The 21,473-nt window shown below is 74.3% G+C and carries 22 protein-coding genes and 1 pseudogene; 16 read left to right on the forward strand and 7 right to left on the reverse strand.

Features of this window, described 5'->3' with window-relative positions:
• Positions 1-92: 92 nt before the first annotated feature.
• Entirely contained in the window at positions 93-917 is an 825-nt protein-coding gene (locus GCU67_RS06985; RefSeq protein ID WP_163610303.1) for an SDR family oxidoreductase, read from the reverse strand.
• A gap of 203 nt (positions 918-1,120) precedes the next feature.
• Between GCU67_RS06985 and GCU67_RS06990 the strand changes: the two genes are divergently transcribed.
• Both GCU67_RS06990 and GCU67_RS06995 read left to right on the forward strand, forming a co-directional pair.
• The gene (locus tag GCU67_RS06990) at positions 1,121-2,203 is read left to right on the forward strand and encodes an alkene reductase (RefSeq protein WP_163610401.1); all 1,083 of its coding nucleotides are present in this window, start codon (positions 1,121-1,123) and stop codon (positions 2,201-2,203) included.
• A 154-nt stretch (positions 2,204-2,357) separates the two neighbouring features.
• Positions 2,358-3,833, forward strand: coding sequence for an MFS transporter (locus GCU67_RS06995; protein ID WP_163610304.1), 1,476 nt, complete (start codon positions 2,358-2,360; stop codon positions 3,831-3,833).
• Positions 3,834-3,888: 55 nt separating this feature from the next.
• On the opposite strand, the gene GCU67_RS07000 is transcribed toward GCU67_RS06995, so the two are convergent.
• Entirely contained in the window at positions 3,889-4,347 is a 459-nt protein-coding gene (locus tag GCU67_RS07000; protein ID WP_163610305.1) for a hypothetical protein, read from the reverse strand.
• Positions 4,348-4,550: 203 nt separating this feature from the next.
• Here GCU67_RS07000 and GCU67_RS07005 point away from each other — a divergent pair, with 203 nt between their 5' ends.
• A complete protein-coding gene (locus tag GCU67_RS07005) occupies positions 4,551-4,892 on the forward strand; it encodes a DUF1801 domain-containing protein (protein ID WP_163610306.1) in 342 nt (113 codons plus the stop codon).
• 34 nt (positions 4,893-4,926) lie between these two features.
• Here the strand turns inward: GCU67_RS07005 and GCU67_RS07010 are convergent, their stop codons facing one another.
• Together GCU67_RS07010 and GCU67_RS07015 are read right to left on the reverse strand one after the other, a co-directional pair.
• On the reverse strand, positions 4,927-6,126 hold the full coding sequence (locus tag GCU67_RS07010) for an EAL domain-containing protein (protein WP_163610307.1): 1,200 nt from the start codon (positions 6,124-6,126) through the stop codon (positions 4,927-4,929).
• 130 nt (positions 6,127-6,256) lie between these two features.
• Positions 6,257-6,937 (reverse strand): DUF4386 domain-containing protein, encoded by a 681-nt coding sequence (locus GCU67_RS07015; protein ID WP_163610308.1) that lies wholly within the window; start codon positions 6,935-6,937, stop codon positions 6,257-6,259.
• A gap of 94 nt (positions 6,938-7,031) precedes the next feature.
• On the opposite strand from GCU67_RS07015, the gene GCU67_RS07020 reads away from it, so the two are divergent.
• The 5 genes from GCU67_RS07020 (at position 7,032) to GCU67_RS07040 (ending at position 11,187) form a co-directional block, all read left to right on the forward strand.
• Positions 7,032-7,748 (forward strand): TetR/AcrR family transcriptional regulator C-terminal domain-containing protein, encoded by a 717-nt coding sequence (locus tag GCU67_RS07020; protein ID WP_163610309.1) that lies wholly within the window; start codon positions 7,032-7,034, stop codon positions 7,746-7,748.
• A gap of 124 nt (positions 7,749-7,872) precedes the next feature.
• Positions 7,873-9,624, forward strand: a complete 1,752-nt coding sequence (locus GCU67_RS07025) for a SpoIIE family protein phosphatase (RefSeq protein ID WP_163610310.1) — start codon at positions 7,873-7,875, stop codon at positions 9,622-9,624.
• Positions 9,625-9,677: 53 nt separating this feature from the next.
• A complete protein-coding gene (locus tag GCU67_RS07030; RefSeq protein ID WP_163610311.1) occupies positions 9,678-10,316 on the forward strand; it encodes a hypothetical protein in 639 nt (212 codons plus the stop codon).
• A gap of 83 nt (positions 10,317-10,399) precedes the next feature.
• Positions 10,400-10,666 carry a hypothetical protein gene (locus tag GCU67_RS07035; protein ID WP_163610312.1) on the forward strand — a complete coding sequence of 89 codons (267 nt, stop codon included), beginning with the start codon at positions 10,400-10,402 and terminating at the stop codon, positions 10,664-10,666.
• Positions 10,663-11,187, forward strand: a complete 525-nt coding sequence (locus GCU67_RS07040; RefSeq protein ID WP_163610313.1) for an RNA 2'-phosphotransferase — start codon at positions 10,663-10,665, stop codon at positions 11,185-11,187. Before GCU67_RS07035 ends, GCU67_RS07040 begins: the two co-directional genes overlap by 4 nt.
• A 10-nt stretch (positions 11,188-11,197) precedes the next feature.
• On the opposite strand, the gene GCU67_RS07045 is transcribed toward GCU67_RS07040, so the two are convergent.
• The gene (locus GCU67_RS07045) at positions 11,198-11,776 is read right to left on the reverse strand and encodes a TetR/AcrR family transcriptional regulator (RefSeq protein ID WP_338104834.1); all 579 of its coding nucleotides are present in this window, start codon (positions 11,774-11,776) and stop codon (positions 11,198-11,200) included.
• A gap of 110 nt (positions 11,777-11,886) precedes the next feature.
• On the opposite strand from GCU67_RS07045, the gene GCU67_RS07050 reads away from it, so the two are divergent.
• From GCU67_RS07050 to GCU67_RS07070, 6 genes and pseudogenes are all read left to right on the forward strand, one after another.
• The gene (locus GCU67_RS07050; RefSeq protein ID WP_163610315.1) at positions 11,887-12,309 is read left to right on the forward strand and encodes an organic hydroperoxide resistance protein; all 423 of its coding nucleotides are present in this window, start codon (positions 11,887-11,889) and stop codon (positions 12,307-12,309) included.
• A gap of 153 nt (positions 12,310-12,462) precedes the next feature.
• A pseudogene (locus GCU67_RS22315) lies at positions 12,463-12,894 on the forward strand (SDR family NAD(P)-dependent oxidoreductase); the annotation flags it as partial.
• Positions 12,895-12,991: 97 nt separating this feature from the next.
• Entirely contained in the window at positions 12,992-13,243 is a 252-nt protein-coding gene (locus tag GCU67_RS22320) for an SDR family oxidoreductase (RefSeq protein WP_338104837.1), read from the forward strand.
• Between the two features lie 23 nt (positions 13,244-13,266).
• The gene (locus tag GCU67_RS07060; RefSeq protein WP_163610316.1) at positions 13,267-14,307 is read left to right on the forward strand and encodes an isopenicillin N synthase family dioxygenase; all 1,041 of its coding nucleotides are present in this window, start codon (positions 13,267-13,269) and stop codon (positions 14,305-14,307) included.
• Positions 14,308-14,316: 9 nt separating this feature from the next.
• A complete protein-coding gene (locus GCU67_RS07065; protein WP_163610317.1) occupies positions 14,317-15,087 on the forward strand; it encodes an SDR family NAD(P)-dependent oxidoreductase in 771 nt (256 codons plus the stop codon).
• Between the two features lie 220 nt (positions 15,088-15,307).
• On the forward strand, positions 15,308-16,720 hold the full coding sequence (locus GCU67_RS07070; RefSeq protein ID WP_338104835.1) for an LCP family protein: 1,413 nt from the start codon (positions 15,308-15,310) through the stop codon (positions 16,718-16,720).
• A 224-nt stretch (positions 16,721-16,944) separates the two neighbouring features.
• On the opposite strand, the gene GCU67_RS07075 is transcribed toward GCU67_RS07070, so the two are convergent.
• Both GCU67_RS07075 and GCU67_RS07080 read right to left on the reverse strand, forming a co-directional pair.
• Positions 16,945-17,235 carry a hypothetical protein gene (locus GCU67_RS07075; RefSeq protein WP_163610319.1) on the reverse strand — a complete coding sequence of 97 codons (291 nt, stop codon included), beginning with the start codon at positions 17,233-17,235 and terminating at the stop codon, positions 16,945-16,947.
• Between the two features lie 46 nt (positions 17,236-17,281).
• On the reverse strand, positions 17,282-18,118 hold the full coding sequence (locus GCU67_RS07080; protein WP_246214594.1) for a PHP domain-containing protein: 837 nt from the start codon (positions 18,116-18,118) through the stop codon (positions 17,282-17,284).
• Positions 18,119-18,187: 69 nt separating this feature from the next.
• Here GCU67_RS07080 and GCU67_RS07085 point away from each other — a divergent pair, with 69 nt between their 5' ends.
• Both GCU67_RS07085 and GCU67_RS07090 read left to right on the forward strand, forming a co-directional pair.
• On the forward strand, positions 18,188-20,428 hold the full coding sequence (locus GCU67_RS07085; RefSeq protein WP_163610320.1) for a RecQ family ATP-dependent DNA helicase: 2,241 nt from the start codon (positions 18,188-18,190) through the stop codon (positions 20,426-20,428).
• Positions 20,429-20,541: 113 nt separating this feature from the next.
• Complete coding sequence (locus tag GCU67_RS07090) at positions 20,542-21,171, forward strand: alpha-ketoglutarate-dependent dioxygenase AlkB (RefSeq protein WP_163610321.1); 630 nt, start codon at positions 20,542-20,544, stop codon at positions 21,169-21,171.
• Positions 21,172-21,473: the final 302 nt, after the last annotated feature.

Genomic DNA, 21,473 nt, shown 5'->3' on the forward strand with positions numbered 1-21,473 from the left:
TCCCGGGGTCCTGGACCCCGCCGGAGCGCACACCGTGCGGACGCAGCGAGGCCCGGCCCCCGACGTGGGAACCGGGCCTCGGGTGCGTCAGGTCAGCCGTGGGCCTTCTTGGACAGGGCGTCCCAGGCGTTCCACTCGGCCAGCCGGGACTCGTAGTCGGCGGTGGCGATGCCCAGCGGGGCGTCGCCGAAGAAGACGCGCAGCGGCGGGTTCTCGGCATCCACGATCTCCAGGACGGCCTCGCGGGTGGCCACCGGGTTGCCCGGGGTGCCGCCCAGCCGGGCCTTGCGCTGCTCGGCGGCCTTGACCCGGAACTCGTCGTAGGCCGGGTTCTCGGTCGCGTGCTTGGCCGAGGCGCCGCCCCAGTCGGTGGAGTACCCGCCGGGCTCGATGAGGGTGACCTTGATGCCGAAGTCGGCGACCTCGGCGGCCAGCGACTGCGTGAAGCCCTCCAGCGCCCACTTCGAGGCGTTGTAGATGCCGATGTTGGGGAACGCGGAGATGCCGCCGATGCTCGACACCTGCAGCACGTGGCCGCCGCCGTTGGCCCGGAGGAAGGGCAGCGCGGCCTGGGTGACCCACAGGGCGCCGAACACGTTGGTCTCGAACTGCGCCCGCGCCTCCTCCTCGGAGATCTCTTCCACCATCCCGAACTGGCCGAAGCCGGCGTTGTTGACCACGATGTCGAGGCCGCCGAAGTGGTCGTGCGCCTGCTGGACGGCGGCGACGTCGGCCGCGCGGTCGTTCACGTCGAGCTGGATCGGCAGCACCCGGTCGCCGTACTGCGCGACCAGGTCGTCGAGGGTCGCGGTGTCGCGGGCGGTGGCCGCCACGTTGTCGCCGCGCTCGAGAGCGGCGATCGACCACTCCTTGCCGAAACCGCGGGATGCGCCGGTGATGAACCAGGTCTTCGCCATGGGTCTGTCCTCTCGTCGTGGGGTCGGCGGGGGAGGCGGCGTCGGGGCCGTCGGGCCCGGGACGGCGTCGTCCTCACCCCTCCGGGCATCCCCAGCACCGGACGACGCCCGGGTGTTCCGTCCTGCAACGACTTTCCGGGTCCGCGACGTGAGGAAGGCCGCACCGCGGAATGGTGGGCGAGGACAACGACCTTGCTCAGGACATGGACCTGTTCTCCCCTGTGACCCTGGGCGACCTCGAGCTCGCCAACCGCGTCGTCATGGCCCCGCTGACCCGCATGCGCGCCGGGGACTCGGGCGTGCCGAACGACCTGATCGTGGAGCACTACGCGCAGCGCGCGAGCATCGGCCTGATCATCACCGAGGGCACCTACCCCCGGTTCGAGTCGCAGGCCTTCGTCGGCCAGCCCGGCATCGTCACCGACGAGCAGGTCGCCGGCTGGGCCCGCGTGGCCGAGGCCGTGCACGCCCGCGGCGGCCGCATCGTCATGCAGGTCATGCACGGTGGGCGGGTCACCCACCCCGACACGAACAACGGCCACCGGGTCGAGGCGCCCTCGGCCATCGCGATCGACGGCGAGACGCACACGTCGACGGGCAAGCAGGCCTACCCGGTGCCGCACGCGCTGACCGTCGAGGAGGCCGCCGAGGTCCGCGACTCCTTCGTCACCGCCTCCCGCCGGGCGATCGAGGCCGGGCTGGACGGCGTGGAGGTGCACGGCGCCAACGGCTACCTGCTGCACGAGTTCCTCGCGCCGTCGTCCAACACCCGCGACGACCTGTACGGCGGGTCCCCGGAGAACCGGGCCCGGTTCGTCGTCGAGGTCGTCACCGCGGTGGCCGAGGCGGTCGGCGCCGGCCGGGTCGGGCTGCGGATCTCGCCCGAGCACAACATCCAGGGCGCGCTGGAGACCGACCGGGACGACGTCCTGGCCACCTACGGCACCCTGCTCGACCAGTTGCGCCCGCTGGGCCTGGCCTACCTTTCGGTGCTGCACGCCGAGCCCGCCGGGGGGTTCGTGCAGGAGCTGCGCCGCCGGTTCGGCGGCCCGCTGATCGCGAACAGCGGCTTCTCCACCGTGACCACCCGCGAGGAGGCGGTCGCGCTGATCGAGGCCGCGCACGCCGAGGCCGTCGCCGTGGGCCGCCCGGCCATCGCCAACCCCGACCTGGTCGAGCGCTGGGCCGGGGCGCACCCGGAGAACGAGCCGCGGCCGGAGCTGTTCTACGCCCCCGGCCACGAGGGCTACACCGACTACCCGACGCTGCAGCTCAGCCAGAGCTGACCGTCCGCACGACCCGCAGGGCCCGGCAGCCGCGTGCTGCCGGGCCCTGCGTGTTCCCGGCGCCGATGTGATCTGCGCAGCACGCGGGAAGTGATCGGACGTCCGCCGCCTTGCGGATCGTTGCTGGAAGCAACGAACAGGACGGACCCGCCGCATGAGCACGACCGAACGCCGCACCCCCCACCAGGTGACCTTCGCGGTCCTGACGACGGGGGTGATCGCGTTCGCGCTCCTGCAGTCGCTGGTGACCCCGGTGCTGCCCACCCTTGAAGTCGCGCTGGGCACCGACCAGTCCGACGTGACCTGGGTCCTGACGGCCTACCTGCTGTCGGCGTCCATCTCCACGCCGATCCTGGGCCGGCTCGGCGACATGACCGGCAAGAAGCGGATGTTCGTCCTGGCGCTGTCGGCGCTGGCGCTCGGCTGCCTGCTCGCCGCGCTGGCCACCAACCTGACCGTCATGATCGTCGCCCGGGTCGTGCAGGGCATCGGCGGCGGCGTGCTGCCGCTGGCCTTCGGCATCATCCGCGACGAGTTCCCCCGCGAGAAGGTGGCCGGTGCGGTGGGGGCCATCTCCGCGCTCATCGCCGTGGGCGCCGGGGTGGGCCTGGTCGTGGCCGGCCCGATCGTCAACGCGCTGGGCTACCACTGGCTGTTCTGGCTGCCCCTGGTCGTGCTCGTCGCCGCGGCGCTGGCCGCGCAGTTCCTGGTGCCCGAGTCGCCGGTGCGCACGTCGGGTGCGATCAACTGGCCCGCCGCGTTCCTGCTGTCGGCCTGGCTGGTCGCGCTGCTGCTCGCCGTCAGCCAGGCGCCCAGCTGGGGCTGGACCTCGGTCTCCGTCGTCGGGCTGCTCGTCGCCGCCGTCGTCCTGGCCGCGGTCTGGATCCTGGTCGAGTCCCGCTCCGCGCAGCCGCTGATCGACATGCGGATGATGCGCGTCCGCGCGGTCTGGACCACCAACCTCGTGGCACTGCTGTTCGGGGTGGCGATGTACGCGGCGTTCGCGTTCCTGCCGCAGTTCCTGCAGACGCCGTCCGCCGCCGGCTACGGTTTCGGGTCCTCGGTGACGGCATCGGGGCTGCTGCTGCTGCCGCAGACGATCGCGTCGTTCGTCCTCGGCCTGGTCTCCGGCCGGCTGGCCCAGCGGGTCGGCTCCAAGACGGTGCTCGTCCTCGGCACGCTGGTCGCCGCTGCGGGCTACCTGGGCTTCGCGCTGGCGCACGGGAGCCAGGGGCAGGTGCTCGTCGCCTCGACGGTCATGGGCGCCGGCTTCGGGCTGGCCTTCGCCGCGATGTCCAACCTCATCGTCGCGGCGGTCGAGCCGGCGCAGACCGGGGTGGCCAGCGGGATGAACGCCAACATCCGCACCATCGGCGGGTCGCTGGGCGCGGCCGTCATGGCCTCGGTGGTGACGGCCCACGCCGGCCCGAGCGGGCTGCCGAGCGAGTCCGGTTACACCAACGGGTTCCTCATGCTGACCGGTGCGCTGGTGCTGGCCGGCCTGGCCGCGCTGTTGATCCCGGGTGTGGCCCGGGACCCGCGCACGCACATCGAACCCGACGTGCAGCTGCGCCACCCGGAGGCCGCGCTGGTCGCCGGCGGCACCCTGGTCGGCGACGACCCGGAGTGAGCAGCGGGCACCGTGCGCAGGTGCGCACGGTGCCCGGGAGGACTGCTGGGGTCGGTCAGGCCGCGCGCTGGGCGGCGAACTCGGTGGTCTCGGCCTCGGAGAGGTGCCGGCCGCGGGTCGACACGGGCACGGCCCGCAGCCCCTCGGCCGGGGTGGCGAACTCGGCGGTGGCCGGCTCCGCGTCGATGGCCTGCACCTCGAGGTCGGTCTCGACCTCGACGGTGGTCTCGACCTCGACCTCGACCGGGGCCTCGGCCTCGACCGGGGCCTCGGCCTCGACGGTGACCTCGGCCTCGTCGGTGGTCTCGGTGTCGGTCGCGGCCTCGACCGGCGCGGGGACCTCGGCGGCCTGCTCCTGCGGGAGAACCACCGGGTTCTCGGAGATGTCGACGACCTCGGCCAGCCCCGCGGCGTGGATGCGGGCGATGGACTCCAGGGCGCCGGCAGCCAGCTCGGCGATGACCTGCGCGTCCGTGGTCGCCTGACCGGCCTCGGCAACGGCGTTGATGCTCATGTCCTCTCCCATCGGCAGCCGCACCCCGGGTCGGTACCGGCCGGCCCGGACGATCTACGGACGGCGTGGCGGAACGGGTTCCGGTGCCGGCGGCGCGGTGCCAGGCTGCCGGGGTGAGCACCCGGTCCTGGCCGTCGGTCGGCGGCACCCGCACGGCTCGGTGCGCCGCCGCGGCCGCCGGCGTCCTGGTCCGGGGGCACTGAGTGGCCGCCACCGTCGAGGAGTACCTGGCCGGGCTGCCCGCCGACGTCCGGGCCCGGGTCGAGGAGCTGCGCGGCGTCGTCCGCGAGGTCGTCCCGGACGCGGGGGAGGCGATCAGCTACGCGATGCCGGTCTTCACCCTGGACGGCGCGCCGCTGCTGCACATCGGCGCGTGGAAGCACCACATCGGCCTCTACCCCGTCCCGCGGCTGGACCCGGAGCTCGAGGCCGAGGTGGCGCCGCTGCGCAGCGGCCAGGACACCGTGAAGCTGCGGCACGCGGCGCCGCTGCCGCACGCGCTGCTGGTCCGACTGGTGCAGGCGATGGCCGACCGCCGCGGCTGACGCCGGCTCAGGCGGCGTCCTCGCGCACCTGCGGTCAGCCCGCCAGGGCCCGGGCGTCCTGGGGCGCGACGGCGAGGACGCCGGCCGGTGCCGGGCGCCCGAAGTGCCAGCCCTGGCCGTCGTCGACCCCGAGCGCGCGGAGCACGGCGTGCTCGGACGCGGTCTCGACGCCCTCGGCCACGACCCGGACGGCGCCCCCGTGGGCGAAGTCGACCAGGGACTCGACCAGCCGGGCGAGCACCGGGTCGGTGTCCAGGCCGCTGACGATGCTGCGGTCGATCTTGATGACGTCGGGGTCGGTGACCACGATGTGCCGCAGGCTGCTGAACCCCGCGCCCACGTCGTCGATGGCCAGCCGCATGCCGGCGGCGCGCAGTGGCGCGAGGGCGGCCCCCAGCGCGGCGTAGTCCGCCACCTGGTCGTGCTCGGAGAGCTCCAGCAGGACCCGGGGGAGGGGCAGGGAGGCCAGCAGGTCCAGGCAGCGGGTGGTGAGCAGCGTGGCGGGGGAGACGTTCATCGAGACGTAGCCGGGGACGTCGTCCAGCAGCGCGGCTGCGCGGGCCAGGGCCTGCAGCTCCAGCCGGTCGCCGGCGCCGATGCTGTGCGCCTCGGCGAAGACGGTGTCGGGGGCCCGGCCCCACTCGCCGGGGAAGCGGCTGAGCGCCTCGGCGCCCCGGCGCTCACCGGTGGCCAGGTCGACGATCGGCTGGAGGACGACGACCGGGCCGCCGCCGGCCATCACCGGCACGATCCGCTGCTCGATCTCGGTGCGCCGCTGCTCCTCGCGCAGCTCGGGTTCGATGATCACCGAGGCCGCGTTGGCCAGCACCTCCATCAGCGCCTGGTCCCGGGTCGACAGCTCCGGGTCCGAGCGCAGGCCGAAGGCGCAGAAGCTGCCGTAGACGGTGCCGTCGCTGAGCCGCACCGGGGCGGTGACGTAGCTGCGGATCCGCGGGACCCGGGCCGGCCGCAGCCGCATCGCCGCCGGGAAGTCGGTCACGTCGGGCATCACCGCCGGCAGCTCCCCGTCCAGCACGGCCTGGCAGAAGCTGGTGTCCTGGGGCTGGGTCACCCCGTCGTGGAACACCAGCGGGATCGAGGACTCGACGACCTCGAGGTGCTGGGTCGTGCCGTCCAGGCGGCTGAAGAAGGCCACGCTCAGGCCCAGCGACCGCCGCGCGGTCTGCAGCAGGTCGGCGATCTGCTGCTCGGTCTCCGAGCGCTGTCTGCGCACGAGCCTCTCCCCGGTCGGGTGGCGACCCGCCCCCGTCGTCTCGAGGTGGTTGCCCGACCTCACCATCGGCAGCTCGGGCACGCACCTGCAGAGGCCGGCCGTCGACTCACCCGGGCGGGTGCCGTGCAGGTCAGGCGGGGGTCAGCGCCGCGGCCGGGCGGACGGCGGCCGGCGTCGCGAACCCCCGGGCGATCAGCCGGACGGCGAGGCTCATCTCCCAGGCGGTGACCGGCAGGGCCGCGACGAACCGCCACGGTGAGGTGTCGTCCAGCAGGCCGGCCATGACCGCGGTCGAGGAGAGCAGGACCAGCGGCCCGCCCACCAGCCCGAGGACGGCGATCCAGCGGGGCGCCAGCCGGGCCCGGTACACCAGCAGCGCGAGCACCAGGCTGTTCACGCCGATGACCAGGCCGGGTCCGACGAGGAAGGTCCAGTCGTGCACGGCGACCAGCGCCCGGGCGACGGCGACGTCCTCCGGGCCACCGCCCTGGCGCAGGGTGACCAGCGACAGGGTGGCCACGACGCCGGTCGAGATGACCGCGGCCTCCAGGACCCGGCCGCAGACGTAGCCGAGCGCGAGGCTCTCGCTCTCCCGCCGGACCACCGGGTACAGCGCCACGGCGGTGCCGATGCACGACGCGGCCAGGACCATCTCCAGCCAGCCCCCGAGGAGCACGCGTCCGTCGGCACCGGCGCCCAGGACGTAGGCCGGGTCGGTCAGGGCGGGCTGGTAGAGCACCAGCCCGGCGATCGCGGCCACCGCCGCGACCACGAAGAAGACACCGGCCGCCCGTGCGTTGCCCCTGTCCATGACTCCACCTCCCGTTGGTGGTGTACGGCGTACACCAGCATGGCGAGGAGGCTAGGTGTACGGCGTACAGCTGTCAACGGGGTACGGTGCACCGGTGGTCGACCAGGCGCGGCGGGCGCCGCTCAACCGCGACCGGGTGCTCGCCGCGGCCGTCGGCCTGGCCGATGCGGGCGGCATCGAGTCGCTGAGCATGCGGCGCCTGGCGCAGGAGCTCGGCGTCGTCCCGATGGCGCTGTACAAGCACGTGTCGGACAAGGACGCCCTCCTCGACGGCATGGTCGACGCCGTCCTCGGCGAGATCGAGCCGGTCACCCCAGGGTCGGACTGGCGGACCGCCGTGCAGCAGCGGGTGCTCTCGGCGCGACGGGCGGTGCTCCGGCACCCGTGGGCGCGGAAGGCGATCGAGTCGCGGACCTCCCGATCGCCGGTGGTCCTCGACCACATGGAGGCCCTGGCTGCGGCCTTCCGCGCCGGTGGCTTCTCCGCCGACCTGACCCACCACGTCCTGCACACGCTGGGCAACCGCATCTGGGGCTTCAGTCCCGAGCTGTTCGACGCCCCGCACGACCCGGCTGCACCCGTCCCGAGCCCGGCGGAGCAGGAGGTGCGGTCCGCCGAGTTCGGCCGACGGTTCCCGACCGTCCTGGAGATCGCGGTGACCGCGACCCGGGGCGACCTGGGTGCCGTCGGCGGGGGCTGCGACGAGCAGTTCGAGTTCGAGTTCGCCCTGGACCTGCTGCTCGACGCCTTCGACCGGCTGCGCGAGCAGGGCTGGAGCTCGGCTGCCGACCCCCGGCGGGGTGGTGCGTGAGCACCCGGGCACGGCGCGGCCGGCCCGGTGGCCTGGGCCGGACGGCGCCGGTCGCGTGCCATGCTCTCGGCGGCGGCCGCCGGTCTGCTGTGCCGCGCGCACACCGGAGCACTGCGGGAGAGGTGTGACGCTGACCGGTCTGCTGGCCGAGCTGTTGCCCCGTGGCGCACGGTCCGAGCACCAGCGGGCGGTCCTGGAGCACGACTGGGCGGCCACGGCGCTGGGCGACGTCGAGACCTGGTCGCCGACGCTCTTCGCCACCGTGGGCGCGTGCCTGAACTCCCGCTTCCCGATGCTGCTCATCTGGGGCCCGGACCTGGTGATGGTCTACAACGACGCCTACGCCCCCCTGCTCGGTACACGGCACCCGGCGGCGCTGGGCCGGTCGCTGTCCGACGTGTGGGCCGACATCTGGCCGACCCTGCGCGGCATGGTCGAGCAGGTGCACGCCGGGGAGGCGACCTTTAGCGAGGACCTCCTGCTCGTCACCAGCCGGCACGGGTTCGACGAGGAGACCTACTTCACCTTCTCCTTCAGCCCTGTCGTCGAGCCCGGTGGGGAGGTGGCCGGCATCCTCGACACGGTCGTGGAGACGACGTCGCGGGTGCTCGCCGCCCGCCGGATGTCGGTCTTGCAGCAGCTGGGCAGCCTGCCGCGCTCGGTGCACGGCAGCACCGAGGCGGCCTGTGCCGCCGCGCTCGAGGTGCTGGCCGAGGCCCGGACCGACTGTCCGTTCGGCCTGGTCTACCTGATGGAGGACGGCGGTCACGGCGCCCGGCGGACCGGGGGCTTCGGCCTGGACCCGGCACACCCGCCGTCCGACGACGTGCTGCAGGCGGCGGTGCGGCAGGCGGTCGTCACCGGCGCGGTGGTCGCGATCGGGGACCTGGGTGCCCGGCTGCCCGGCCTCGCCGACACCGGCGGCGGCCTGGTCGGTCCGGCGGACGTGGACACCGCCTTCGCGCTGCCGCTGACCGCGGCCGGCCGGGACCGCCCGGTGGGCGCACTGGTGCTCGGGGCGAGCCCGCACCTGCGCGTGGACGCCGGGTACCTGACCTTCCTGGAGCTCGCCGCCGGTCAGGTCGCCGCCGCGGTCGCCGACGCCGAGGCCGTGCTGGCCGAACGCCGGCACGCGGAGGAGCGGGCCGAGCTGGACCGCTCCCGGGCGGAGTTCTTCACCGCGGTCGCGGTCACCCTGCAGCGCGCCGTCCTCGGGCCGACCGTGCTGCCGGCGGGCTTCGCGGTCCACTACGAGCCGGCCGCCGGCACCCTGGAGGTGGGCGGCGACTGGTACGACGTCGTCGACCTGCCCGGCGGGCTGTACGGCGTGGTGGTGGGCGACGTGGTCGGCCGCGGCCTCGACGCGGCGGCCGTGATGGGCCAGCTGCGCAGCGCAGGGCGGGCGCTGCTGCTGGAGAGCCGCTCGCCGGCGCACGTGCTCTCGGCGCTGGACCGGTTCGCTGCGCTGGTGCCCGGCGCCACCTGCAGCACCGTGTTCTGCGGCGTGGTCGACCCCGCCACCGCCACGCTGCGCTACAGCAGTGCCGGTCACCCGCCCGCCGTCCTGGCCGACGAGCAGGGGCGGGCGGAGCTGCTGGAAGCTGCGCGCGGCCTGCCCCTGGCCGTGCTGGAGGGGGCGGCGCGACCCGAGGCTCAGGTCAGCCTGCCGCCGGGCTCGACCCTGCTGCTCTACACCGACGGGCTCGTCGAGCGCCGCGACGAGGCGCTCGACGAGGGCATCGACCGGGCGGTGACGGCCCTGGTCGCCGGTCGGCACCTGGCCACCGACGTCCTGTCCGACCTGCTCACCGACCAGCTGCTGGCCGACTCCCCCGACGATGACGTCGCGTTCCTGCTCTACCGCAGCCCCGGCTGACGGCGGCGGGAAGTCGCTTGCCGCAGCCGGCCACACCGGCCAGGCTCCGCGGCATGCACGTCATGAACAGCGGCGACGGTCCGGACGACGAGTGGATGCGCCGGCACAGCGCCCCGGAGAACGAGGCGCCGGTCGCCGTCCCGGTGAGTGCAGTGCTCGCCCGTACCGACACGGCCGCGGTCATGCTCAGCGGGGTGCAGGTCCACACCACCGGCGTGAGCTTCACCCTCGGTCTGCGCTGCCGTCCCGAGGCGCTCGACCGGTTCGAGGACCGCAGCATCGGCGGCCTGCTGTGGCGCCACGGCCGGCGCGGTGAGCAGCTGCTCTTCGGCGTCGAGCTCGCCGACGGGCGCCGGGCCAGCAACGCGTCCGGGGAGGGCGACCCGTTCGGGCAGCTGGGGGGCCCGGAGGGGCTGGTGCTGAACTCGGGCGGTGGAGGGGGCGGGCAGCTGGCGGCCGACCAGACCTGGTGGATGAGCCCGCTGCCCCCGGCCGGCCCGCTGCGCCTGGTCGTCCGCTGCGATCTGCTGGGCATCCCCGACACCGTCACCGAGCTGGACGGGGCGGCGATCCGCGCCGCCGCCGACCGTGTGGTCACGCTCTGGCCGTGGGTCTCCCCGGCCGACGCCGAGCCGGCGATGCCCCCGCCGGGGCCCGACGTGCCCCCCGACAGCTGGTTCGCCCGCGCCTGACCCCGGTTCACCCCGGGGTCGCCCCGGGTAGTCGGGCACGCACATGACCGTTCCGGTCACGACGCCCAGGGGAGGGACGAGCCATGGCTGCCTGCGAGGTCTGCGGCAACGACTACCGGCTCAGCTTCGAGGTGCACGCCGCCGGCGCGGTGCACACCTTCGACAGCTTCGAGTGCGCGATCCACGCGATGGCGCCCATCTGCGAGCACTGCGGCGTGAAGGTGGTCGGCCACGGCGTCGAGGCCGACGGCGTGTTCTTCTGCTGCGCGTCGTGCGCACGCATGCACGGTGAGGTGGAGAGCGCCCGCGAGCTCGTCGACCACGCGGGCCGGGCGCCGGACGAGCGGTGACCGACGTCGTCCGGGTGAGCAAGCGGCTGTCGTACGTGCTGCGCCACCACCCGGACAGCGTCGGCCTGACCCTGGACGAGCACGGCTGGGTCGCCGTCGACGACCTGCTCGGGGCGCTGCGGCTCACCCGCGCCGAGCTCGACGAGGTGGTCGCGCGCAACGACAAGCGGCGCTTTGCCCTCGACGAGACCGGGACGCGGATCCGGGCCAGCCAGGGCCACAGCGTCCCGGTCGACCTCGGCCACGCCCCCGTCGTCCCGCCCGATGAGCTCTTCCACGGCACCGTCGAGCGGTTCCTCGCAGCGATCTGGGCCGAGGGACTGCGGCCGGGCGCCCGGCACGCGGTGCACCTGAGCGTCGACAGGGAGACGGCCGAGCAGGTGGGCGCGCGCCGGGGGAGGCCCGTCGTCCTGCGCGTGGACGCCGCCGCGATGACGCGGGACGGCGCCACCTTCACCCGCTCGGCGAACGGGGTGTGGCTGGTCGACGCCGTGCCCCCGCAGTACCTGACCCGGCGCTGAGGGCGCCGGGCTACAGCGCGGAGGCCCGGCTCAGCAGGTCGCGCAGGCCGGCGTCCAGGACGGCCTGCGCCTGCGCCGGGTCGGCCAGGTAGCCGGCGACCATCGCGCCGTCGCGCAGCACCAGCCAGTGCCGGGCCGCCCGGGCCGGGTCGGGGTGCCCGGCGGCGGCGAACGCGGCCCGGACGGCGCCCTCCAGCCACTCGCGGTGCACCCGCACGGCCTGGCGCACCGGGCTCGCCGGATCGGGGTCCTCGGCCGCGGCGTTGATGAAGGCGCAGCCGCGGAAGCCGACGCCGCACACCGAGTCGCCGACCAGCGTGGTGAGCCCGTGCAGCCACCGGGCGGCCGCGGCCGGGTCGGCCGGGGGCTCGCCGGCCTGTGCGCGCACCGACCGGTCGACACCGGTCAGGTAGGCCACGACCAGGTCCTCCTTGCCGGGGAAGTGCCGGTAGAAGGTGGCCCGGGTGACCGCGGCCTCGGCGACCACCCGGTCGACGCCGACCCCGCGCAGGCCCTCGGCGTAGAACAGCGCCGAGGCGGTGCGCAGCAGGCGCTCCCGGGCCTCCGACGTCCTGGTCGCGGTGGTCACGGTGATCACGGTAACCCCCTGTTGACGCTAGTCGGGGCGGCGTGCTGGAATCGGGACAGCAGGGAGAACGATCGTTCTCTCTACCGGATGTCCGAGCAGGAGGCCCACCCATGGCTGCCGTCTACACCGCCCTCGCCACCGCCACCGGGGAGGGCCGCAACGGCCACACCCGCACCTCCGACGGCACCATCGACCTCGACCTCACGGTGCCCACCGAGATGGGCGGCCCCGGCGGTGGCGCCAACCCCGAGCAGCTCTTCGCCGCCGGCTACGCCGCCTGCTTCCACGGCGCGCTGAAGATGGTCGCCGGCAAGCAGAAGGTGGCCTTCACCGACTCCGCGGTGACCGCCGAGGTCGGCATCGGCCCGAACGACGCCGGCGGCTTCGCCCTCGAGGTCACTCTGCGGGTCGAGCTGGGTGGCATCGAGCAGTCCGCCGCCGAGGCCCTCGTCGAGGCCGCCCACCAGGTGTGCCCGTACTCCAACGCCACCCGCGGCAACGTCCCGGTCACCCTCGAGGTCGAGACCGCCTGAAGAAGGACCCCCTCGCCCCCCCCGCCACGCTCCGCGCGGCGGGACCCTGCGAGGGGGCCGGGGACCGGGGGGAGGGTGGTGCCGTCAGGGCCTGCCCTCCCCCGTTCGCGTCCCGGGCGGAATCCCCCCGCGACGCGGTGCCTTGGGCTGGGCATGCAGATCGACCTCTCCGGCCGCACCGCCCTCGTCACCGGCTCCTCCCAGGGCATCGGCCTGGCGATCGCCACCGGCCTGGCCGGAGCCGGCGCCGCCGTCGTCCTCACCGGCCGGGACGCCGCGAAGCTCGATGCCGCCGCGGCCGGCATCGACGGCCGGGTGACCACCGTCGCCGGCGACGTCACCACCGACGAGGGGACGACGCAACTGCTCGCCGCCGTGCCCGACGTCGACGTGCTGGTCAACAACCTGGGGATCTTCGGCGCGAAGCCGGCTCTGGAGATCACCGACGACGAGTGGCGCCGCTACTTCGAGACCAACGTGCTGACCTCGGTGCGGCTCACCCGCGCCTACCTGCCCGGCATGGTCGAGCGCGGCTGGGGCCGGGTGCAGTACATCGCCAGCGACTCGGCCGTGGTCGTGCCCGCCGAGATGATCCTCTACGGGATGACCAAGACGGCGCTGCTCGCGGTCTCCCGCGGCAACGCCTGCGGAGGCCGCCGGCTCCGGGGTCGCGGTCAACTCCGTGATCGCCGGCCCCACCCACACCGGCGGCGTCGAGGACTTCGTCCGCTCCCTGGTCGGCGACGACCTGCCCTGGGACGACGCCCAGCGGGAGTTCATGCGCACGCACCGGCCGCGGTCGCTGATCCAGCGGCTGATCGAGCCGGAGGAGATCGCCGACATGTGCGTCTACCTCGCCTCCCCGCTGGCCTCGGCCACGACCGGCGGCGCGCTGCGGGTCGACGGCGGCTACGTGGACGCGATCCTGCCGTAACGCAGGCCCGCGACTCTGGGCCCATGACCTTCGCCGTCCCGGTCGTGGACATCTCCAGCTACGTGCACGACGGGACGCCGGAGCAGCGCGCGACGACCGCACGCGCGATGGACGACGCCTGCCGCACGGTCGGGTTCGTCCAGGTCGTCGGCCACGGGGTGCCCGACGCGGTCGCCACCGGGCTGGCCGGGGCGATGGACGCCTTCTTCGGCCTGCCGCTGGAGGCCAAGAACGGCTGGCGCACCCCGCCGGAGGTCAACCGCGGCTACAGCCCGCCGAAGAGCGAGTCGCTGTCGCTGTCGCTGGGCGTGGAGGCCGCGAGCCGGATGAACGACTTCTTCGAGGCGTTCAACGTGGGCGCCTCGCAGGCCACCTACCCGCACGCCCCCGGGTTGCCCCAGCCCGACTACGCCGCGAACACCTGGCCCGACGTCCCCGGGTTCGAGCCCGCCGTCGGGGCCTGGTTCACCGAGGCCGCCCGGGTCGCTCGCACCCTCACCCGGGTCTTCGCCGACTCCCTGGGACTGGCGCCGGACTTCTTCGCCCGGCTCACCGGCCACTCGCTCGACGTGCTGCGGATGAACAACTACGCCCTGCCCGAGGGCACCGTGCGCCTCGACGGCGACCTCACCGGCATGGGCGAGCACACCGACTACGGCATCGTCACCGTGCTGTGGGCCGACCGGGTCGCGGGCCTGCAGGTGCTCGGTGGCGACGGCGACTGGCACGACGTCATGCCCGCCGAGGGTGCGCTGCTGGTCAACCTCGGCGACGTCACCGCCCGGCTGACCAACGAGCGGTGGCTGTCGACCCTGCACCGGGTCAAGCCGCCGATCGTCGACGGCACCATCGTCCGCCGCCGGTCAGCGGCGTTCTTCCACGACGGGGACGTCGACGCGCTGATCACCACCCTGCCCTCCTGCCTGGAGCCGGGGGAGGAGCCGCGGTACCTCCCGGTCACGGTCGGGGAGCACGTGGCCGCGAAGCTGCGCGGCTCCCGGGCCGGGGTGGTCAACACCGCCGCCGATCGGGAGGCCGCCCGGGTGCTCGCCGCCCGGTCGTAGCGTGGGCGCGTGTCCCGCGTCCTGATCACCGGCTCCACCGACGGCCTCGGTCTGCTGGCCGGGCAGCTGCTCGCCGCCGACGGCCACGCCGTCACTCTGCACGCCCGCACCGACGCCCGGGCGGACGACGCCCGGGCCGCGCTGCCGGCCGCCGAGGGGGTGGTGGTCGGCGACCTGTCCACGATCGCCGGCATGCGTGCGGTCGCCGCGCAGGCCGAGGACGCCGGCCGGTTCGACGCCGTCGTCCACAACGCCGCCGTCGGCTACCAGGAGCTGCAGCGGGTCGAGACCGGGGACGGTCTGGCCCACGTCTTCGCGGTCAACGTGCTCGCCCCCTACCTGCTCACCGCGCTGCTGACCCCGCCCGACCGGCTGGTGTACCTCAGCTCGGGCATGCACCGCGGCGGCGACCCGGCGCTGGACGACCTGCAGTGGACCCGGCGGCGGTGGAACGGCTCGCAGGCCTACGCCGACAGCAAGCTGTGGGACGCCGTCCTGTCCGCCGCCGTTGCCCGGCGCCGGCCCGACGTGCTCGCCAACTCCGTGGACCCGGGGTGGGTGGCCACCCGGATGGGCGGGCCCGGAGCCTCGGACGACCTGGCGCAGGGCCCGGTCACCCAGGCCTGGCTCGCCGTCTCCGACGGCGACGAGGCCCGCACCAGCGGCGGCCACTGGTACCACCGCGCCCGGCGCGCGACCCATCCGGCGGTGTCCGACGTCGCCGTCCAGGACGGCCTGCTCGCGGCCTGCGCGGAGCTCAGCGGCGTCCCGCTGCCCTGACCCCGGCGCGTCGCGGGCTGTGGCTGCACCGGTTCCACAGCCGGTCGTGTGATCCTGGGCGTTGGTCGACCGCACCCCATCCCCCAGCACGCCCCGGAGGTCGTCGATGGAGCCCGGCGAGTCCGCGAGGCCGTTGCCTCCCCGGCTGGACCCCCGCGCGGGGAAGACCCCGCGCACGCTCGGCGGCGCCACGGCGTCCCGGTCTGCTGGGGGCGAGCAGGTGAGCCCGACGCGCCGGCTGGCCGTGGGTGTCCGGGCGCTGGCCGCGGTGCTGAGCGTCCTGGTGCTCGCCGGCAGCGGCTGGGGCTGGTACCTGGCCAAGGTCGCCGAGGCCAGCCTGAGCCGCACCGACGCGATCCCCACCGACGGCAACGTCGACGCGCAGGGCAACGGCGGCGAGGCGATGAACCTGCTGCTGGTGGGCCGGGACTCCCGCGCCGGGCTGACCCCCGAGCAGCAGGCGGAGTACGTCACCGGCGACACGTCCGGGCTGCTCAACACCGACACGATGATGCTGGTGCACGTGCCCGCCGACGGGTCCGCGGCCTCCTTCGTCAGCCTCCCGCGCGACCTGTACGTGCCCATCCCCGGCAGCGGCGAGGGCAAGCTCAACTCCGCCTACGGCGGCGGCTACAACGCCGCCGAGGGCGAGGACGCCGAGCGGGACGCCGCCGGTGCCCAGGCACTGATCCGCACGGTCAGCCAGCTCTCCGGCCTGCAGATCGACCACTACGCCGAGATCAACCTGCTCGGCTTCATCAACCTCAGCACCATCGTCGGCGGCGTCGAGGTCAACATCTGCGAGGCCGTCGACGACACCGTCACCGGCGCACACTTCGACGCCGGCCCCCAGACGCTCAGCGGGAGTCAGGCGCTGCTGTTCGTGCGCCAGCGGCACGGCCTCCCGTCCGAGCTCGACCGCCAGCGCCGCCAGCAGGTCTACATCGCCGGGATGCTGCGCAACCTGCTGTCCAAGGACCTGCTGCTGGACCTGTCCAAGCAGCAGCAGATCGTCAAGCAGGTCGGCAGCAGCGTCACCTTCGACGACGACCTCGACGTGTTCGAGCTGGCCGCGCAGCTCCAGTCGGTGCAGCCGAGCGACATCTCCTTCCAGACCCTGCCCGGGCTGAAGGACGACACCGTCGACGGGGCCGCGGTGCTCGTGCCCTCGGACGCCGACGCGCTGAAGGAGTTCTTCGCGTCGCTGAGCCAGCCGAAGGAGGAGCCGGCGGCCGAGACCCCCGCGCCCGTCGACCTGGTCGCGCCGTCCGAGGTCACGGTCAGCGTGCTCAACGGCTCGGGCGTCACCGGCGCCGCCGCGACCGCGGCCACGGCGCTGGGCACGGCCGGCTTCGTGGCCAGCAGCGGCGGCAACGCCCCGGCCAACACCGAGCTCACCACGATCACCCACGCCCCCGGTGACGAGGGCAAGGCGGCTGCGCTGGCCGCCCAGGTGCCCGGTGCCGCGGTGACCGCCGACGCCGCGGTCCTCGCCGGGACGGTGCAGCTGACGCTCGGCAAGGACTTCAACGCCGTCGGCCAGGCGGTCGACGCCCCGCCCCCGGTGCCGGCCGAGCCGGGCACCTACGCGACCAGCGAGCGCACCGCGGACGACACCAGCTGCATCGCCTGACCTCCGCCGTCCCGGGCCCCGGGACGGCGGACGTCACCAGAGGACGCGGTCGACCGGCCGGACCGTGCCCCGCAGGCGGCCGAGGAGACACGGTCCGGGGTCTCGTCCTGCCGCTCCAGCGCGCCCGGGGCGTCGGTGAGCGTCCTCCGCACGACCGGACGGTGCGGGTCCGCCCCGGCCGCGTCGACCAGCCCGGGGCGCACGTCCCCGGCTGGTCCGCCGGCTCAGGCGGCGAGGGCCTCGGTCCGGCGCGGGAGCAGTGCAGGGAGCTCGAAGCCGGACAGGGCGCGGACGTCGTCCTCGTCGTCGTCCTCGGCCGACCAGGTGGCGGGCTCGACCAGGGCGACGGGCTCGTCGTCGTCGTCCGCGGCGGCCTCCTCGACCGGGGCGTCCCAGTTCTCGGCCAGCGCGGCGATGGTCGCCATCGCCTCGTCGAACAGCTGCTCGACGAGTGCGTGTCCGGCGGACGCGACCGCCTCGGTGGAGAAGGTGCCGTCGAAGAGGAGTCCAGTCACGCCGTCCTCATCGGCAGTCGACACGTCGACCGTGACGACGGGTGGGTCAGCGGCGCCAGAAGTCGTAGCGGTCGCGGCCCGGGCGGAAGCCGGCCTGCTCGACGACGTCGACGGCCAGGTCGAAGCGCTGCCCGACCAGCTGCGGCTGGTGGCCGTCGCTGCCGAAGCTGACGGCGTCCCCGCCCTCGTCGCGGTACCAGCGCAGCAGCTCCACCGACCACAAGGGGCTGGTGGTGTTGACCTCCAGCGCGCGGCCGCCGGCCGCCAGGGCCCGGAACACCGCCCGGTACTCCTCCTCGAACACCGCCTCCGGGTACTCGTCGCGCCCGCCGGGCCAGTAGCGGCGCGGGAAGTCGCAGTGCGCGAGCACCTGGAAGACGTCGCTGCTCTCGATCATCGTCACCATCTCGGTGAGGTAGCGGCGCATCGTGGCGACCAGGTCGACGCCGGGTGCGTGCAGCACCCGGTTCACCCCGATCAGCCGCCCGTCGACCGGCAGCGAGTGCAGCGAGCCCAGGACGCGGTCGACCGGTGAGGCCTGCAGGTGGGCCGCGACGCTCGCCCCGAACAGGTGCGGCTCCCCGGCCTCGACGCCGGACCAGACCCGCAGCTGGGGGAACCGCTGCCGGGCCTCCCAGATCGTCTCGGCGTACACGTCGACGTCGATGGGCAGCTGGTTGGCCGGGTGCCGGTCGGTGAGCCCGTCGGTGGTCGCGCGGTCGTCCGGGCTCCACACGGTGAAGTCCAGGTGCTCGGTGAAGGCGATCGCCGGCAGGCCGATCGCCACCGCGTGCTCGCAGGCGCGCAGCAGTGAGGCCCGGGGCCCGGTGTCCCACGAGAACTCCGAGTGCACGTGGTTGTCCGGCGGCAGCATCGTCCCCATCCAACCGCTCGTCCACAGCGAGCGCACGCCGGGTCCCGAGATGTCGGTGCCGCCGCCTACCGTCGGGGCATGACGACCGCTGTGCAGACCGATCTGGCCGACGAGGCGCTCGGGGTCCTGCGCGAGCTCACCGGCCGTCCCGACGCCGTCTTCCGCGAGGGCCAGGACGACGCCGTCCTCGCGCTGGTCGAGCGGCACCAGCGGGCGCTGGTCGTGCAGCGCACCGGATGGGGCAAGTCGGCGGTCTACTTCGTCTCCACCGCGCTGCTGCGCCGCCGCGGCGCCGGCCCCACGGTGCTGGTGAGCCCGCTGCTGGCGCTGATGCGCGACCAGGTGGCCGCCGCGAGCCGCGCGGGCATCAAGGCCGTGGAGATCTCCAGCTCCAACGTCACCGAGTGGGACGACATCAACGCCCGGCTCGCCGCCGACGACGTCGACGTCCTGCTGGTCTCCCCGGAGCGGCTGACCAACCCGCGCTTCCGCGACGAGCAGCTGCCGGCCCTGGTCGAGCGCTGCGGCCTGTTGGTGGTCGACGAGGCGCACTGCGTCTCCGACTGGGGCCACGACTTCCGCCCCGACTACCGCCGCATCCGCGACCTGCTGGGCCAGCTGCCGGCCGGCACGCCCGTGCTGGCCACCACGGCCACTGCCAACGAGCGGGTCGTCGCCGACGTCGCCGAGCAGCTGGGCGCCGGCGGTGTGGAGGTCACCACCGTCCGCGGCCCGCTGGCGCGCGACTCGCTGCGCATGGGAGTGCTCCGGCTCGACTCCGACCGGGCCCGGCTGGCGTGGCTGTCGGCGCACATCGGCGACCTGCCGGGCAGCGGCATCGTCTACACGCTCACCGTCGCGGCGGCGGAGGAGACCGCCGCCCTGCTCCGCGACGCCGGCCACGAGGTGCGGTCCTACACCGGTCGGCTCGACGACGCCGACCGCAAGGACGCCGAGGAGGCGCTGCGGGAGAACCGGGTCAAGGCGCTGGTGGCCACCTCGGCGCTGGGCATGGGCTTCGACAAGCCCGACCTCGGGTTCGTGGTGCACCTGGGTGCGCCGTCGTCCCCGGTGAGCTACTACCAGCAGGTCGGCCGCGCCGGCCGCGCCGTCGACCACGCCGACGTCCTGCTGCTGCCCGGCCCGGAGGACATCGCCATCTGGCAGTGGTTCGCCACCTCGTCCATGCCGCGCGAGGACCACGCGGCCGCGGTGCTCACCGCCATGGCCGACGGCAAGGCGTGGTCGGTCGCCCGGCTGGAGACCGTCGCCGACGTCCGTCGCTCCCGGCTCGAGCTGCTGCTCAAGGTGCTCGCCGTCGACGGCGCGGTCGAGCGGGTGCAGGGCGGGTGGCGCTCCACCGGCGTCCCGTGGACCTACGACGCCGACCGGTACGCCCGGGTCACCGCGACCCGGGAGGCCGAGCAGCGCTCGATGCTCGACTACGCCAAGCCGGTCGACACCGCCGAGTGCCGGATGGCCTTCCTGCAGGAGGCCCTCGACGACCCGACCGCGGCTCCCTGCGGGCGCTGCGACGTCTGCGCCGGACCCTGGTACCCCACCGACGTCCCGGCCGGGGCCTCCCAGGCCGCCTCGGCCCGGCTGGACCGGCCCGGGGTGGAGCTGGCGCCCCGGGCGCAGTGGCCCACCGGCGCCGACCGGCTCGGGGTCGAGGTGAAGGGCAAGATCGCCGCGGGGGACCAGCTCGCCGACGGCCGGGCCGTCGCCCGGCTGACCGACCTGGGGTGGGGCCAGAAGCTCCGCACCCTGCTGGGCGACGACGGGATGGGCGGAGTCGCCTCCCTCGCCGAGGACCTCGAGGCCCCCTCCATCGAGGAGGACCCGGACGCGGCCTTCGACGTCGCGCACCGGGTGATCAAGCCGGGCATCGCCTCCGACGCGCCGCCGGACGAGGAGCTGCTCAAGGCGTGCGCCCGGGTGCTGGGCGCCTGGGACTGGGCGCAGCGTCCCGGTGCGGTCGTGGCCGTCCCCTCCCGGAGACGGCCCGCCCTGGTGACCGGCCTCGCCGAGGGCCTGGCCCGGATCGGCCGGCTGCCCTACCTGGGCACCATGGACCTCGTGCACGGTGGCCCGACCGGCGGGCCCGGGGGCAACAGCGCCTTCCGGCTGGCCGGGGTGTGGCAGCGGATCGTGGTGGGCCCGGAACTGCGCGCCCGCCTGGCCGAGCTCGGCGACGCCCCGGTCCTGCTCGTCGACGACCTGGCCGACTCACGCTGGACGATGACGGTCGCGGGCCGCGAGCTGCGCCGCGCCGGTGCCGCCTCGGTGCTGCCCTTCGTCCTGGCCCTCTCCGCCTGAACGGCCCCGTCCCAGAGGCTCGCCCCGAGCTCGCGAGGGGGGAGGGGGACGGGGTGCTTCCACTGTCCACAGGTTTTCGAACACCTGTGCGAAACCGGTAGTAGCCTCTCGGCATGTCGCTCGCGCACCAGCCGTCCATGTGGGACGTGGCCGAAGAGGCCTCGCTCACGCTGCTCGCCGGTCGGGTCGTCCGGCACCACCTGAGCCGAGGGGCCTGGGTCGACCACCTGCCCGGCTGGGTCGAGGGCTCCGATCAGGTGCTCGACGTGCTGCGGGGCGACATCGGATGGCGAGAGGACCGGCGCCAGATGTACGACCGGGAGGTGGCCGTGCCGCGTCTGCTCCGCTGGTACGGAGGCGACGAGAGCCTGCCGCACCACGCCCTCACCGAGGCCCGGTCGGCGCTGAACGCGCACTACCGGCCCGAGCTCGGCGAGGACTTCGTGACCGCCGGCATGTGCCTGTACCGCGACGGCCGGGACAGCGTCGCCTGGCACGGGGACCGGATCGGCCGCAGCCGCACCGAGGACACGATGGTCGCGATCGTCTCGTTCGGCTCTCCGCGACCGCTGATTTTGCGTCCGGTCGGTGGCGGCGAGAGCGTGCGCTTCACCCTCGGCCACGGTGATCTCGTGGTCATGGGTGGCTCGTGCCAGCGCACGTGGGAGCACTGCATCCCGAAGACGACGAAGGCCGTCGGACCGCGCGTCAGCGTCCAGTACCGCCCCCGCGGGGTCGCCTGAGGCGCGAACGCCCTGCTCGAGCCCCGTGCCAGGGGGTGGCTGGACCCCCCTTCGCACCCCCCGTGCAGACCCCCTCAGAAGGCGTGTATCGTTCTCCATGCACCAAGCGAGAACGGACCGGGCCGCAAGGCCTGGGAAACCGCCGGACAGAACCCCTGAGGTTCGACTGCTGCGGAACTTGGTGTAAGGTGGAACTATCGCCACGAAGAACGGCCGAGCAATTGGTCGGGGAACGTGCGCGTCCGCTCCTTGAGAACTCAACAGCGTGCCGAAAGTCAGTGCCAAGTAACACATCCCCATGC

This window comes from Modestobacter muralis (assembly GCF_010682105.1).
Classification (GTDB): Bacteria; Actinomycetota; Actinomycetes; order Mycobacteriales; family Geodermatophilaceae; genus Modestobacter; species Modestobacter muralis.